Genomic DNA, 12,831 nt, shown 5'->3' on the forward strand with positions numbered 1-12,831 from the left:
GTGCCCCCATGGTAGCCGCGGGGGCGCCGCGACGGTCCGCCCGCGGCGGGCATGATGAGCGGATGAGCACCCTCCCGCCGATCGTCGTGTCCGCCGTCGCCGTCCTCCGCGACCGGCGCGTCCTGATGGTCACGGCGCGGGGCCGCGACGTCCTCTACCTCCCCGGCGGCAAGGTCGACGAGGGCGAGAGCGGGATCGAGGCGGCGGCCCGCGAGGCCCGCGAGGAGCTCGGCGCCGTCGCGCTCGGCCTCGAGCCCCTGTTCACCGTTTGCACCCAGGCGCACGGCGAGCCGGAGGGGCGGGAGGTCCACATGAGCGTCTTCGCCGCCGAGCTCGACCGGGAGGCGCGCCCGAGCGGCGAGATCGGTTCGCTGCACTGGGTCGACGGCTCCGATGCGGGCCGCTGCCCGCCCGCCGGGGTCGAGACCCTCCGGCTGCTGCGCGGTCTCGATCTCGTCGACTGACCCTCCGGCTCCGGGCCGACCGCGGGGCGGCTAGCCTCGTGGCGTGGAGACGAGACGGCGTGCACGGGACCGGTCGAGCGCGGAGGAGCCGGACCGGCTCGAGCCGGTGCGGCTGGAGGCGGCCGTGCCGATCCTGCGGATCTTCTCGGTCGCCAAGGCGGGCGAGTTCTACGTCGACTACCTCGGCTTCGAGGTGGACTGGGAGCACCGCGCCGCGCTCGACGCCCCCCTCTACCTGCAGGTGTCGCGCTCGGGGCTCCGCCTGCACCTCAGCGAGCACCACCGCGACGGCAGTCCCGGCGCCGCGGTGCACGTCGCCCTCCGCGGTGTCCGCGAGCTGCACGCCGAGCTCGACGCGAAGGCGTACCCCTACCTCAACCCGCGGATCACCCGCACGCCGTTCGGCTTCGCGCTCGACGTGATCGATCCGTTCGGCAACCAGCTGCGCTTCGCGGAGCCGGCCCCGGTGCCGCGCCTGCCCTGATCGGTCCGCGTGCGGGTGCTTGTACAACCTGAGCGCCGACTGATCAACCGTTCACCGGCCGTCCATGCACTTCGGAGTCCCATCCTTTAGCGTGGCTCCGATGGCTTCACGGGGGACGATCGAGCGGCCGGTCACGGCCCGGGCAACGGGACGGCAGCGCCGGCCGCGGCTCCGCTTCATGGAGGCTGCACCGCTGGCGACGGGCCTGCTGGGCTCGATCGCGATCCTCCTCGGCTCGCTCGGCGTGGGCTACCTGCCCGCCGGCTCGCCCATCCGCGACTGGCCTCTCGTCGCCTCGATCCGCGCCACGGGCTGGCTCACCGAGTCCAGCGGCGCCCTCGTCGTGGGCGGCGGGATGCTGCTGCTGATCGCGTGGCTCCGCCTGCGCACGGTCGCGCTCGCGGCGGGCCCCGGCTCCGTCCGCACCATCGTGGTGGCGGCCCTCGCCTGGACCGCTCCGCTCCTCGTGACGGTGCCGCTGTTCAGCCACGACATGTTCTCCTACGTGGCGCAGGGTCGCCTGATGACCCAGGGCATCGACCCCTACACCCACGGCGTCGCGACGCTCCCCGGCTGGTTCGACCTCGGCGTCGACCCGCTCTGGGCCGACACGCCCACGCCCTACGGGCCCCTCTACCTCCTGATCGAGCGCACCGCGGTGCAGTTCGCGGGCTACGGCGCACCCGAGCTCTCGATCGCGATGCTCCGCGCCGTGTCGGTCGCCGGCGTCGCCGTCATGGCCGTCTACGCGCTCCGCCTGGCGCGCCTGCGCGGCCTCTCGGTCCCGCTCACCGCCTGGACGATCGTCGCCAACCCGCTGACCCTCGTGCTCTTCGTCGTCGCCGGCCACAACGACTCCGTGATGCTGGCGCTCATCCTCGCGTCGCTCTACTACGCCCAGACCGACCGGCGCATCGCCGCCGTCGTGCTGATGGCCGGAGCGATCGCGATCAAGCCGATCGCCGTGATCGCGCTCCCCGTGCTCGCGCTCCTGTGGCTGCGCCACGACGCGACGTGGCGCGAGCGCACCCGCGGCTGGCTCTGGACGGGCGCCGGAGCGCTCGGCCTCGTGGTCGCCGTCGGGCTGCTCGCGGGCGTCGGGGTCGGCTGGGTCGCGGCGATGGTCGTGCCCGGCTCGATCCTGCACTGGTACGCGCCGATGTCGTTCGTCACGGTCTCGGTCTCCCGCGCCGTCGAGTTCACCGGTCACGACCCCGCCGCGGCGATCGCCGTGGTCAAGATCCTCGCGCTCGGGCTCGCCGGCCTGATCGCTGCGCGCCTCATGCTGTCGCGGCGCTCCATCGATCCGCTCGCCCGCCTGTCCGGTGCGCTGCTCGCGTTCGTGACGGCGTCGACCGCCATCCACCCCTGGTACGCCCTCTGGATCCTCCCGATCGCCGCGCTCGCGCGCCCGTGGAGCCGCTCCCACGTGCACCTGGCGGTCTACGCGTCGATATTCCTCATGTGCGTCACGCTCGCCGAGCCGATCGACGGCGGAGGCGGCACGATGGACCAGATCCCGGCGCGGGTCGCGACGATCGCCGCGATCGCCGTGGTCGGGATGTACGTCCTCCTCGGCTACACGGACGAGGAGCGGGTCGAGGGCCTGCCCCTCGTGCGCGCGCTGCCGTTCGGCTCCGTGATCCTCGCCCGCCTCAGCGGCGGCCGCCTGGTCGACGCCCGGATGGCCGCGACGCGCCTGCGCGACTAGCCGGAGCCGCGGCTCAGGAGTCGGACTCGTCGCTCCGACGGCGAGTGCGGCGGTCGAGCGCGGCCTGCGCCGTCTCGGCGGCCGAGTCCGGGGAGCCGACCGGCCCGGTGGGTCCGGCGAGGGTGTTCGAGAGCGACGACAGCCAGCCGGAGTCGTCGCGGCCGGCGTTCAGCGCATCCGAGAAGAGGGGGAGGTCGCTGCGGGTGGCGTGGATCGCGTAGGACTCGCGGGAGAACCCGTTGTCGGGGACGACGGGCGTCCTGCGGGACGCGCGCGTGGAGTCCGGGGCCTGCTCCTGTCGAGCAGCGTTCGACACCTGCTCCTGGGCGGCCTGCTCCCGGCGGGCGTCGCGCTCGTCGCGCGGGGTGCTGCTGTCGTGGTCCACGGCGGTCCTCCTGCTCTCCGCCCCGAGCGGAGGGACGGGCGCCGCGATGACGGGGCGGCGCCCGGTCAGGCTACCCCTCGTTCAGGGCGTGGCGTCGTCGTCGGCCTCTGATCGTGGCGCGGGGCGCCAGACGACCAGCTCGGTCCGGCGCTGCGCGCGCGTGCCGTGGCGCAGAGTGACCACGTCCCCCTCGAGTCCGGCGGCGAACACGCGGCGGCCCGGCCGGTTCAGGAGCTCGTCGGCGAGGGCCGACTCCAGCTCGCGCACCCGCTGCGAGAGCGACTGCACCTGGTTCTCGAGCTGCAGGATGCGCGCGATGCCCTCGAGCGAGACGCCCTCGGAGGAGAGCCGGGCGACCTCGCGCAGCTGCACCACGTCGCGCATCGAGTAGCGGCGCGACTTGCCCGCGGTGCGGGTCGGGCTCACGAGCCCGAGCCGGTCGTACTGCCGGAGCGTCTGCGGGTGCATCCCCGCCAGCTCGGCGGCGATTGCGATCGCGAAGACGGGCGTGTTCTCGTCCATGTCTCCTCCTCCGACCGGTCGCGCCGATCCGGTGCTAGTAGCGGGCCTTCTCCAGGATGTCCTCGCGCGGGTCCTCGTCCGGCTCGGCGGCGGCGTAGGCCTCGAGGGCCTCACGGGCGGCGGCGGACAGGTGGCTCGGGACGGCGACCTGCAGGACGGCGAGCAGGTCGCCCGTGCCCTTGGGAGTCGTGACGCCGCGGCCCTTGACGCGCAGGACGCGGCCGCTCGGGGTGCCTGCGGCGACCCGGAGCTTGACGGGCTCGCCGCCGAGGGTCGGCACCTCGATCGTCGCGCCGAAGACCGCCTCGACGAAGGTCACGGGGACCGTCACGCGCAGGTTCAGCCCGTCGCGCTCGAACACCGGATGCTTGCGGACCGAGACGGTGAGCACCAGGTCGCCGGGATCACCGCCGTCCGGGCTGGGGCGGCCCTTGCCGCGGACGCGGATCTTCTGGTCGTCGGCCACGCCGGCCGGGATGCGCACCGAGAGGGTGCGCCCGTCGCCGGTCTGCAGCTGGACGGTGTCACCCCGGGTCGCGGTGCGGAAGTCGATGGTGGTGCTGGCGGTGACGTCGGCGCCCTTCTGCGGGCCGCCGAAACCGCGGTAGCCGCCGCTGGGCTGGCCGAAGCGGCTGCCTCCGCCGCCGAACATGCCGCCGAGGATGTCCTCGAAGCCGGGCGGCGGGCCCTGCTGGGTGCTGTAGGAGGTGCGCCCGCCCTGGCCGAACATGCCGCCGAAGACGTCGTCGAACCCTCCGGGTTGGCCTCCCGCGGTGAAGCGCGCTCCGCCGCCCATGGCGCGGATCTGGTCGTACTCCTTGCGCTGCTCGGCGTCCGAGAGCACGGTGTACGCCTCGCTGATCTCCTTGAAGCGCGCCTCGGCCTTCGCGTCCCCCGGGTTGGAGTCGGGGTGGAACTGGCGGGCGAGCTTGCGGTAGGTCTTCTTCAGGTCCGCGGCGGAGACGTCCTTGGACACGCCGAGGACCTTGTAGAAGTCCTTGTCGAACCAATCCTGGCTGGCCATGTGCCTCTTCCTGTGTCGAATGCGGCGAGGGACCCCGCCCCGGTCCGGCAGCGTGCTGCCGAGCGGGGCGGGGTCCTCCGCGGTGGTGGTGCCGGTGGCGGGGTCAGTCGGCGGGGACTGCCACGACCACCTTGGCGGCCCGCAGCAGCGAGCCTCCGAGGTAGTAGCCCGCCTCGACGACGTCCGCGACCGTGGAGGTCTCGGCGCCGGGGGTGGGCTGCTGGAAGATCGCCTCGTGGATGTTCGGGTCGAACAGGTCGCCCACGGCGCCGGTCTTCACCAGGCCGAGCTTCTCCACTCCGCCGCGCAGCTTCTGCGCGATGGCCGTGAAGGGCCCGCCCTCGGCGAGGTCGCCGTGCTTCTCGGCGCGGTCGAGGTCGTCGAGCACGGGGAGGATGACCTTCACCGCGTCGCCGATCGCCCGCTCCTTGTCGACCTGGCGGTTGGCCTCGGTTCGCTTGCGGTAGTTCGCGTACTCGGCGGTCACCCGCTGGAGGTCGGCGAGGTGCTCGGCCGCGAGCGTCTCGGCGCTGGACTGTCCCGAGAGGAACGAGAGGTCGGCGTCCGAGAGGCTGGTCTCGACGTCGGGCCCCTCGGCCTCGATGAGGCCCTCCTGGTCCTGGGCGTCCTGCGCCGCCTCGGCTCCCGCCTCGCCGCCGGTGACCGGCTGCTCCTCGGGGAGGTCCTGGGGCTCGTTCTCGGCTGCCATGGCTACTTCGTGTCCTTCGGCTCGTCCTCGTCGATGACCTCGGCGTCGACGATGTCCTCGTCGTCCTTCTTGTCACCGTCGGCCGGAGCGTCCGCGGGGGCGCTCTGCGCGGCCTGGTCCTGGGAGTAGATCGCCTGGCCGATCTTGGTCTGCGAGGCGTTGAGGGCGTCGAACGCGGTCTTGACGGCCGCGTCGTCGTCGCCGGCGAGCGCGGTCTTCAGCGCGTCGACGTCTCCCTGCACCTCGGACTTGACGTCCTCGGGCAGCTTGTCCTCGTTGTCCTTGATCAGCTTGTCGATCGAGTACGCCAGGGTCTCGGCGTTGTTGCGGATCTCGGCGGCCTCGCGGCGGGCCTTGTCCTCGGCGGCGTGCTCCTCGGCCTCGCGGACCATGCGGTCGATGTCGTCCTTGGGCAGCGACGAGCCGCCCGTGATCGTCATCGACTGCTCCTTGCCGGTGCCCTTGTCCTTCGCGGACACGTGGACGATGCCGTTGGCGTCGATGTCGAAGGTGACCTCGACCTGCGGGATGCCGCGCGGGGCCGGCGCGATGCCGGTCAGCTCGAACGTGCCCAGGTTCTTGTTGTCGCGGGTGAACTCGCGCTCGCCCTGGAAGACCTGGATCGCGACGGACGGCTGGTTGTCGTCGGCCGTGGTGAAGGTCTCGGACCTCTTGGTCGGGATCGCGGTGTTGCGCTCGATGAGCTTCGTCATGATCCCGCCCTTGGTCTCGATGCCCAGCGAGAGCGGGGTCACGTCGATCAGGAGGACGTCCTTGCGCTCGCCCTTGAGGACGCCGGCCTGCAGCGCGGCGCCGACGGCGACGACCTCGTCCGGGTTGACGCCCTTGTTGGGCTCCTTGCCCCCGGTGAGCTTCTTGACGAGCTCGGCGACGGCCGGCATGCGGGTCGAGCCGCCGACGAGGACCACGTGAGCGATGTCCTCGACCTTGACGCCCGCCTCGGCGATGACGTCGGTGAAGGGCTTGCGGGTGCGCTCGATCAGGTCGCTGGTGAGCTCCTCGAACTTGGCGCGGGTGAGCGTCTCGTCGAGGTTCGCCGGACCGTTCTCGGTGAGCGAGAGGTAGGGCAGCTGGATGCTGGTCGAGGTGCTCGAGGAGAGCTCCTTCTTCGCCTGCTCCGCGGCCTCCTTGAGGCGCTGGCGAGCGATCTTGTCCTTCGAGACGTCGACGCCGGTCGAGTCCTTGAAGCGCTTGACCAGGTGGTCGACGACGCGCTGGTCCCAGTCGTCGCCGCCGAGGCGGTTGTCGCCCGAGGTCGCACGGACCTGGATGGTCGAGAAGTCGTCGTCCTTGCCCACCTCGAGGAGGGAGACGTCGAACGTTCCGCCGCCGAGGTCGAAGACGAGGATGAGCTCGTCCTCCTTGCCCTTGTCGAGGCCGTAGGCCAGCGCGGCCGCGGTGGGCTCGTTGATGATGCGCAGGACGTTGAGGCCGGCGATCTCGCCGGCGTCCTTGGTCGCCTGGCGCTCGGCGTCGTTGAAGTAGGCCGGGACGGTGATGACCGCGTCGGTCACCTTGTCGCCCAGGTACTGCTCCGCGTCGCGCTTGAGCTTGCCCAGGATGCGGGCCGAGATCTCCTGCGGGGTGTACTTCTTGTCCTCCACGCCGAAGGTCCAGTCGGTGCCCATGTGGCGCTTGACCGACGCGATGGTGCGGTCGACGTTGGTGACGGCCTGGCGCTTCGCGGTCTCGCCGACGAGCACCTCCCCGTCCTTGGTGAACGCCACGACGGACGGCGTGGTGCGGAAGCCCTCGGCGTTGGCGATGACGGTGGGCTCGCCTCCCTCGAGGACGGCCACGACAGAGTTGGTGGTTCCCAGGTCGATGCCTACGGCACGGGACATATGCGTTGTTCTCCTTCGCGATCGGCGTCGCGCGGGCGGCTGCCGGTCAGTTGACGGGTGGTGCGGAATCCTCTGCGGGAGTTGAGCCCCGCACGCTCAAGTTTACGCATCCGTCGTCTCGCGTCAAGTCCGGAGGCGAGAAGTTGAGTCGCATCGGCTCAACTCTCAGACTCACGGGTCCCGCCGCTTCCGGCCGTTCACCTCCTCCCCCTACGGTGGGCCCATGACGACGCGCACCGGCCGCTGGCCCGTCCTCGCCTGGGGCCTGTGGGACTGGGGCGGATCGGCCTTCAACGCGGTGGTGACCACCTTCGTCTTCACCGTCTACCTGACCACCGACGGGCTCTTCGGCACCTCGAGCGGAGTCTCGGCCGCGCTCGGCTGGTCCCTCGCCGCCGCCGGCGTGGTCGTCGCCGTCATCGCGCCGATCACCGGCCGCCGGGCCGACCTCGGCGGGCACCGCCGGCTCTGGCTCGGGATCCACTCCGCCGTCGTCGTCCTCTGCATCCTGCTGATGTTCCTCGTGCGCCCCGACCCGGCCCTCCTCTGGCTGGGACTCGGACTGCTCGCGGTCGGCACGGTCTTCTTCGAGTTCGCGAGCGTCAACTACAACGCGATGCTCCTCCAGGTCTCGACCCGGGCGACCATCGGCCGCGTCTCCGGCTTCGGGTGGGGCATGGGCTACGTCGGCGGGATCGTCCTGCTGCTGATCGTGTACTTCGGCTTCATCTCGCCCGAGGTCGGGCTCTTCGGAGTGACGGGGGACGACGGCCTCGACGTGCGCGTCTCGATCCTGGTCGCCGGCGTGTGGTTCGCCGTCTTCGCCCTCCCTGTGCTGGTCGCGGTGCCGGAGACGCCGGCGCGCGCGAGCCGGGCGGAGCGCGTCGGCGTGATCGCCTCCTACCGCGCGCTCTTCGCGCAGGTCGCCGGCCTCTGGCGCGAGAGCCGCAGCACCGTGGCCTTCCTCATCGCCAGCGCGGTGTTCCGCGACGGGCTCACCGGGGTCTTCACCTTCGGCGGCGTGCTGGCGCAGGGCACCTTCGGCTTCGACGCCGGCGAGGTGATCCTCTTCGCCATCGCCGCGAACGTCGTGGCCGGAGTGGCGACCATCTCGGTCGGCGCGCTCGACGACCGCATCGGCCCCAAGGCCGTGATCGTCGCCTCGCTCATCGGCCTGGTCGTCTGCGGCACCGCCGTCTTCGTCCTGCACGACGGGGGGAGCACGGTGTTCTGGATCTTCGGCCTGCTGCTGTGCCTGTTCGTCGGCCCGGCGCAGTCGGCGAGCCGCAGCTACCTCGCCCGCCTCATCCCGGAGGGACGCGAGGGCGAGATCTTCGGCCTCTACGCGACCACCGGGCGGGCGGCCTCGTTCCTCGCGCCCGCCGCCTTCGCAGCCGCCGTCTCGATCGCCGCGGCCGTCTCGGGCAGCGGCGAGGCGAACGTGCAGTACTGGGGCATCCTCGGGCTCGTCCTCGTCCTCGCCGTGGGGCTGGTGCTGCTCCTGCCGGTGCGCCGTCCGCCGGCCACCGCCCCCGTCGTGCCGGAGCCGCGGCTCGCTCCGCCCGCCCGCCGGGACTGACGAGGCCCGTCCCGCGGGAGACGCGGGCGAGGCCCCTCCCCGCGCGCCGCCGGCCGCGGATCAGACCGTGGCGATCCAGAACACGATCAGCAGGAGCGTGACGAGGAAGCCGGTCAGGAAGTTCAGCGCGAGGAAGCGCTTCCAGCCCGCATTCGCCCGCTCCGCCTCGGCGTCCTCGAGCGACCGGTACGGCCAGATGCTCATCGCGTACGGCACCGCGAGGATCGCCGCGAGGGTCCCCGGCCAGGGCAGCAGGAGCAGGAGCAGGCCGCTCGCGACGTAGGCGGCGATGGCGAAGCGCGTGGTCGCCTTCGCTCCGATCACGGTCGCGATCGAGCCGATGCCGCCCGCGCGGTCGGCCAGGATGTCCTGCACCGCGCCGAAGGCGTGGCTCGCGATCCCCCAGAGGAAGAACGCCACGAGCAGCGCCACCAGAGGTCCGGTGACCACGGTGCCCGCGAGGGCGATCCCGTAGACGGCCGGGCTGACGAAGTGGGTCGCCGAGGTCAGCGAGTCGACGAACGGGCGCTCCTTGAAGCGGAGCCCCGGCGCACTGTAGGCGATCACGGCGAAGACGCTGATCGCGAGGACCAGCCACGAGACCGGTGACCCGAGCAGCACGAGCGCCACCAGGAACGGCACGTTCGTGGCCACCGCCGCGATCAGCGTCGCGCGGTGCTCGCTCCGGTCGAGCACGGCGCCCTCGACGCCGCCCTTGCGGGGGTTCCGCAGGTCGGACTCGTAGTCGAAGACGTCGTTGATCCCGTACATCGCGAGGTTGTAGGGGATGAGGAAGTAGATCGTGCCGAGCACGAAGGCGAGGTCGATCTCGCGGGTGGTCAGCAGGTACGCCGCCGCGAACGGGTAGGCGGTGTTGACCCAGCTCAGCGGGCGGCTCGAGACGAACAGCGCGCGCAGCCGGTTCACGGCTCGCTCCGACGACGCGAGGGCAGGAGCACCCAGAGCGCCGGGAGGGCGAGGGCCGCGGCGATCGCGTAGGCGAAGTCCTCGATCGGAGCGACACCGATCCGGATCCCCGAGATCAGGTCGTCGTCGTAGGCGACCAGCAGGCCCACTCCGATCATGATGTTGTCGAACACGGCGGTCATCACCAGCAGCACGGCGAGCGTGCCGAGGACGGCGGGCAGGCGCAGGACGCGTCGGCGCAGCGCGAGCAGCAGCAGCACCAGCACCACCGCGAGGAACACGGCGTTGAGGAGGAGGTAGGTCACGCGCGCGCCTCCGCCCGCCGGGAGACGCGCTGCGAGAGGAAGCCGTGCACGTCCATCGTCAGGTAGCAGAGCAGGGTGAGGAAGAGGACCTCCTCGACCGGGAGCTCCGGCGCGATCTGCAGGCCGGTCATGTAGGAGGTCTCGCCGCGGAAGAAGACGCCCAGGCCGATCCCCACGAGGTCCCAGACCAGGAAGAACGCGACTCCCACGGGCAGCACGATCGCCGCGCGTCGCGCGTCCGCCCAGAAGAACAGCCGGAAGCGGCGGTCGAGCACGATCATCCCGGTGATCGAGACGAGGAGCGCGAGCAGGTAGAGGATCCCCACGCCTACTCCCCCACGGCGACGGGCGCGACCGGAGCGGACGGCGCCTCCCGCACGGGCAGCGGCTCGGTCGACACGTCGCCGCGCACGCGCTTGAGCATGACCTCGGCGCTGATGATGCACATCGGCAGGCCGATGCCGGGGATCGTGGAGCTGCCGGCGAAGAGCAGGCCGTCGACGTGCCGGCTGACGTTCCCGGCGCGGAAGAAGGCGCTCTGCGAGAGGACGTGGGCCGGTCCGAGCATCGAGCCGCGCCAGGCGCCGAGGTCGCTCTCGAAGTCGGCCGGGCCGATGGTGCGGCGGACGACGATCCGCTCGGCCAGGTCGGTCGCGCCGGTCCAGGACGCGATCTGCGCGATGGCCTGGTCGGCGATGGCCTCGACGCGCGCGTCGCCCGCGCCGTCGACTCCGCCGTGGCCGATCGAGGTGTCGGCGGGGATCGGCACGAGCACGAACAGGTTCTCGTGCCCCTCCGGAGCCGTGCTCGCGTCGGTCGCGCTCGGGCGGCAGACGTAGATCGACGCGGGATCGGGGACGGTCGGGTGCTCGCCGAAGATCTTGTCGAAGTTGTCGCGCCAGTCCTTCGTGAAGAGCAGGGTGTGGTGCTCGAGCTCGGGCAGCTCCCCGCGCACGCCCAGGAGGACGAGGACGGCGCTCGGGCCGGGCTCGCGCTTCTCCCAGTAGGCGGGCGGGTAGGTCCGCAGCTCCTCGGGGAGGAGCGACTGCTCGGTGGTGAAGAGGTCGGAGGCGTTGACGACCAGGTCGGCGGGGATCCGCTCCGTGCCGTCGGGGCCCGTGAACTCGACTCCGACGACCTCGGCGCCGCGGCGTCCGCCGCGGGGCGAGCGGGCGGTGAGGATCCGTGTGGCGGGCGAGGACGTGCGGACGGTGACGCCGGCCTCCTCGGCGACGTCGGCGACCGCCTCGATCAGCTTCGTGAATCCGCCCATCGGGTAGAGCACGCCGTCGGCGAGGTCGAGATGGCTCATCAGGTGGTACATGCTCGGCGCGGCGAACGGCGAGGAGCCGAGGAAGACGGCCGGGTAGCCGAGGATCTGGCGCAGCCGGTTGTCGGTGACCGCCGTCGCCGCGAACGTGTCGAGCGGCGTGAGCAGCAGGCGGCCGAGCCTCCCGGTCCGGCTGAGCACGTCGCGGCGCAGCAGCGGGAGGAAGGAGGAGAAGCTCGTGTAGAGGAAGCGGCGCTTGGCCATCTCGTAGGTGTCGCGCGCGGAGTCGAGGTACGCGCGCATCCGCTCGCCCGCTCCGGGCTCGATGCTCTCGAAGAGCGCGAGGTTCGACTCGAGGTCGGCGAGCACGTCGATCGGCTCGTCGACGCCCTCGCTGTAGACCCGGTAGCCGGGGTCGAGCGTGACGAGGTCGAGGCGCTCCTCGGCGCTGGTGCCCATGAGGCGGAAGAAGTGGTCGAACACCTCGGGCATCAGGTACCAGGAGGGACCGGTGTCGAAGCGGAAGCCCTCGTGCTCCCACGAGCCGGCGCGGCCGCCGACGGCCTCGCGCGCCTCCAGGAGGGTCACGTCGTAGCCGTCGCGCGCGAGCAGCGCGGCGGAGGCGAGTCCGCCGATCCCCCCGCCGATGACGACGGCGCGGTGCGGGCCGGTCCTCGAGCGGGTCGCGCGGACGGGGCCGGGGCCCAGGCGCGGGCCGAGCGTCGACACGGCCGCCTTCGCCGCGAGCGCCGCCTTGGCGGCCGTGGGCACGCTGACGCGGGCGCGGAGGAGCTCCTCGGCGGGCGTCGCGCGGATCCGGTCGGCCAGGGCGGCGAAGAGGGAGTGGGCCAGCAGGACCGCGCGCCGGCTCGAGCGCGGGAGCTCGGGCACGATGGCGGCGGCCTCGGCGAGGTCGTCGTCGAGGTCGGCGAGCAGCGAGGCCTTGTCGCGCTCGGAGAACGCCCGCGGGTCGACTCCGGGGAAGTAGCTGCGGCCGAGGCCGTCGACGTCGGCGGCGAGATCGCGGAGGAAGTTGACCTTCTGGAACGCGGCGCCCAGGCGGCGCGCTCCGGCCACGAGCCGCTCGCGGGCGGCCTCGGAGACGAGCCCCGCGTCCGGCGCCGCGAGGAACACGTGCAGGCACATCAGCCCGACGACCTCGGCGGAGCCGTAGACGTAGGCCTCGAAGGACTCGGGGGTGTGCTCGGTCTCGCGGAGGTCGGCGCGCATCGACGCGAAGAACGGCCGGGTGAGCTCGGTGCCGAATCCGGTCGCCCGCGCGGTCCGCGCGAAGGCGTGGATCACGAGGTTGGAGCTGTAGCCGGAGGCGAGCGCGCGCTCGGTCTCTGCCTCGAAGGCGTCGAGGGACTCCTCCACCGCGGCCCGGTCGAGACGGGCCTCCTCGGCGACGCCGTCGACGATCTCGTCGGCGACGCGCACGAGGGCGTAGACGTCCTCCACCCGCTCGCGGACGCCCGGGGCGAGCAGGCGCGTGGCCAGCCCGAAGGAGGTGGAGTAGCGGCGGATCACCTGCGCGGACGACTCGTGCGCGACGCGGTCGTACAGTTCGCTCTGGCGGCTCATCG

Annotated in this window: 13 protein-coding genes; 4 read left to right on the top strand and 9 right to left on the bottom strand. The window is 72.2% G+C overall.

Features of this window, described 5'->3' with window-relative positions; all coding sequences use genetic code 11:
- Nucleotides 1-62 precede the first annotated feature (62 nt).
- From C5B98_RS04010 to mptB, 3 genes are all read left to right on the top strand, one after another.
- Nucleotides 63-464 (top strand): NUDIX domain-containing protein, encoded by a 402-nt coding sequence (locus C5B98_RS04010; protein ID WP_104317691.1) that lies wholly within the window; start codon nucleotides 63-65, stop codon nucleotides 462-464.
- Between the two features lie 43 nt (nucleotides 465-507).
- Nucleotides 508-948, top strand: coding sequence for a glyoxalase superfamily protein (locus C5B98_RS04015; RefSeq protein ID WP_208543318.1), 441 nt, complete (start codon nucleotides 508-510; stop codon nucleotides 946-948).
- A gap of 100 nt (nucleotides 949-1,048) precedes the next feature.
- Nucleotides 1,049-2,659, top strand: coding sequence for a polyprenol phosphomannose-dependent alpha 1,6 mannosyltransferase MptB (mptB, locus tag C5B98_RS04020; protein ID WP_146076887.1), 1,611 nt, complete (start codon nucleotides 1,049-1,051; stop codon nucleotides 2,657-2,659).
- 13 nt (nucleotides 2,660-2,672) lie between these two features.
- On the opposite strand, the gene C5B98_RS04025 is transcribed toward mptB, so the two are convergent.
- The 5 genes from C5B98_RS04025 to dnaK all read right to left on the bottom strand — a co-directional run bounded on the left by C5B98_RS04025 (nucleotide 2,673) and on the right by dnaK (nucleotide 7,164).
- Entirely contained in the window at nucleotides 2,673-3,044 is a 372-nt protein-coding gene (locus C5B98_RS04025; RefSeq protein WP_104327365.1) for a hypothetical protein, read from the bottom strand.
- A gap of 81 nt (nucleotides 3,045-3,125) precedes the next feature.
- On the bottom strand, nucleotides 3,126-3,566 hold the full coding sequence (locus C5B98_RS04030; protein ID WP_104327366.1) for a heat shock protein transcriptional repressor HspR: 441 nt from the start codon (nucleotides 3,564-3,566) through the stop codon (nucleotides 3,126-3,128).
- Between the two features lie 34 nt (nucleotides 3,567-3,600).
- On the bottom strand, nucleotides 3,601-4,590 hold the full coding sequence (locus C5B98_RS04035) for a DnaJ C-terminal domain-containing protein (RefSeq protein ID WP_104222888.1): 990 nt from the start codon (nucleotides 4,588-4,590) through the stop codon (nucleotides 3,601-3,603).
- A 103-nt stretch (nucleotides 4,591-4,693) separates the two neighbouring features.
- Nucleotides 4,694-5,299, bottom strand: a complete 606-nt coding sequence (locus C5B98_RS04040) for a nucleotide exchange factor GrpE (protein WP_104237617.1) — start codon at nucleotides 5,297-5,299, stop codon at nucleotides 4,694-4,696.
- A gap of 2 nt (nucleotides 5,300-5,301) precedes the next feature.
- Nucleotides 5,302-7,164: a molecular chaperone DnaK gene (dnaK, locus tag C5B98_RS04045; protein ID WP_104222890.1), complete on the bottom strand. Its 1,863-nt coding sequence runs from the start codon at nucleotides 7,162-7,164 to the stop codon at nucleotides 5,302-5,304.
- Nucleotides 7,165-7,387: 223 nt separating this feature from the next.
- Here dnaK and C5B98_RS04050 point away from each other — a divergent pair, with 223 nt between their 5' ends.
- The gene (locus C5B98_RS04050; RefSeq protein WP_104222891.1) at nucleotides 7,388-8,743 is read left to right on the top strand and encodes an MFS transporter; all 1,356 of its coding nucleotides are present in this window, start codon (nucleotides 7,388-7,390) and stop codon (nucleotides 8,741-8,743) included.
- Between the two features lie 60 nt (nucleotides 8,744-8,803).
- Here C5B98_RS04050 and C5B98_RS04055 read toward each other — a convergent pair whose 3' ends face one another.
- Genes C5B98_RS04055 through crtI form a run of 4 tightly spaced genes read right to left on the bottom strand, consistent with a single transcriptional unit; the run spans nucleotide 8,804 to nucleotide 12,829 of the window.
- The gene (locus C5B98_RS04055; protein ID WP_104315059.1) at nucleotides 8,804-9,670 is read right to left on the bottom strand and encodes a prenyltransferase; all 867 of its coding nucleotides are present in this window, start codon (nucleotides 9,668-9,670) and stop codon (nucleotides 8,804-8,806) included.
- Nucleotides 9,667-9,975 (bottom strand): lycopene cyclase domain-containing protein, encoded by a 309-nt coding sequence (locus tag C5B98_RS04060; RefSeq protein ID WP_104222893.1) that lies wholly within the window; start codon nucleotides 9,973-9,975, stop codon nucleotides 9,667-9,669. The genes C5B98_RS04055 and C5B98_RS04060 overlap by 4 nt, the downstream gene beginning before the upstream one ends.
- Entirely contained in the window at nucleotides 9,972-10,301 is a 330-nt protein-coding gene (locus C5B98_RS04065; RefSeq protein WP_104255346.1) for a lycopene cyclase domain-containing protein, read from the bottom strand. The genes C5B98_RS04060 and C5B98_RS04065 overlap by 4 nt, the downstream gene beginning before the upstream one ends.
- 2 nt (nucleotides 10,302-10,303) lie before the next feature.
- Nucleotides 10,304-12,829 carry a phytoene desaturase family protein gene (gene crtI / locus C5B98_RS04070; protein WP_104327383.1) on the bottom strand — a complete coding sequence of 842 codons (2,526 nt, stop codon included), beginning with the start codon at nucleotides 12,827-12,829 and terminating at the stop codon, nucleotides 10,304-10,306.
- Between the last annotated feature and the right edge of the window lie 2 nt (nucleotides 12,830-12,831).

It is taken from the genome of Rathayibacter sp. AY1A5, assembly GCF_002930875.1.
In the GTDB taxonomy this organism is placed as follows: domain Bacteria; phylum Actinomycetota; class Actinomycetes; order Actinomycetales; family Microbacteriaceae; genus Rathayibacter.

Excerpts from the sequence above, each read along its gene's own strand:
- C5B98_RS04010 (WP_104317691.1), top strand. The coding sequence starts at position 63 with ATGAGCACCCTCCCGCCGATCGTCGTGTCCGCCGTCGCCGTCCTCCGC.
- mptB (WP_146076887.1), top strand. The coding sequence starts at position 1,049 with ATGGCTTCACGGGGGACGATCGAGCGGCCGGTCACGGCCCGGGCAACG.
- C5B98_RS04030 (WP_104327366.1), bottom strand. The coding sequence starts at position 3,566 with ATGGACGAGAACACGCCCGTCTTCGCGATCGCAATCGCCGCCGAGCTG.
- C5B98_RS04035 (WP_104222888.1), bottom strand. The coding sequence starts at position 4,590 with ATGGCCAGCCAGGATTGGTTCGACAAGGACTTCTACAAGGTCCTCGGC.
- C5B98_RS04040 (WP_104237617.1), bottom strand. The coding sequence starts at position 5,299 with ATGGCAGCCGAGAACGAGCCCCAGGACCTCCCCGAGGAGCAGCCGGTC.
- dnaK (WP_104222890.1), bottom strand. The coding sequence starts at position 7,164 with ATGTCCCGTGCCGTAGGCATCGACCTGGGAACCACCAACTCTGTCGTG.
- C5B98_RS04050 (WP_104222891.1), top strand. The coding sequence starts at position 7,388 with ATGACGACGCGCACCGGCCGCTGGCCCGTCCTCGCCTGGGGCCTGTGG.
- crtI (WP_104327383.1), bottom strand. The coding sequence starts at position 12,829 with ATGAGCCGCCAGAGCGAACTGTACGACCGCGTCGCGCACGAGTCGTCC.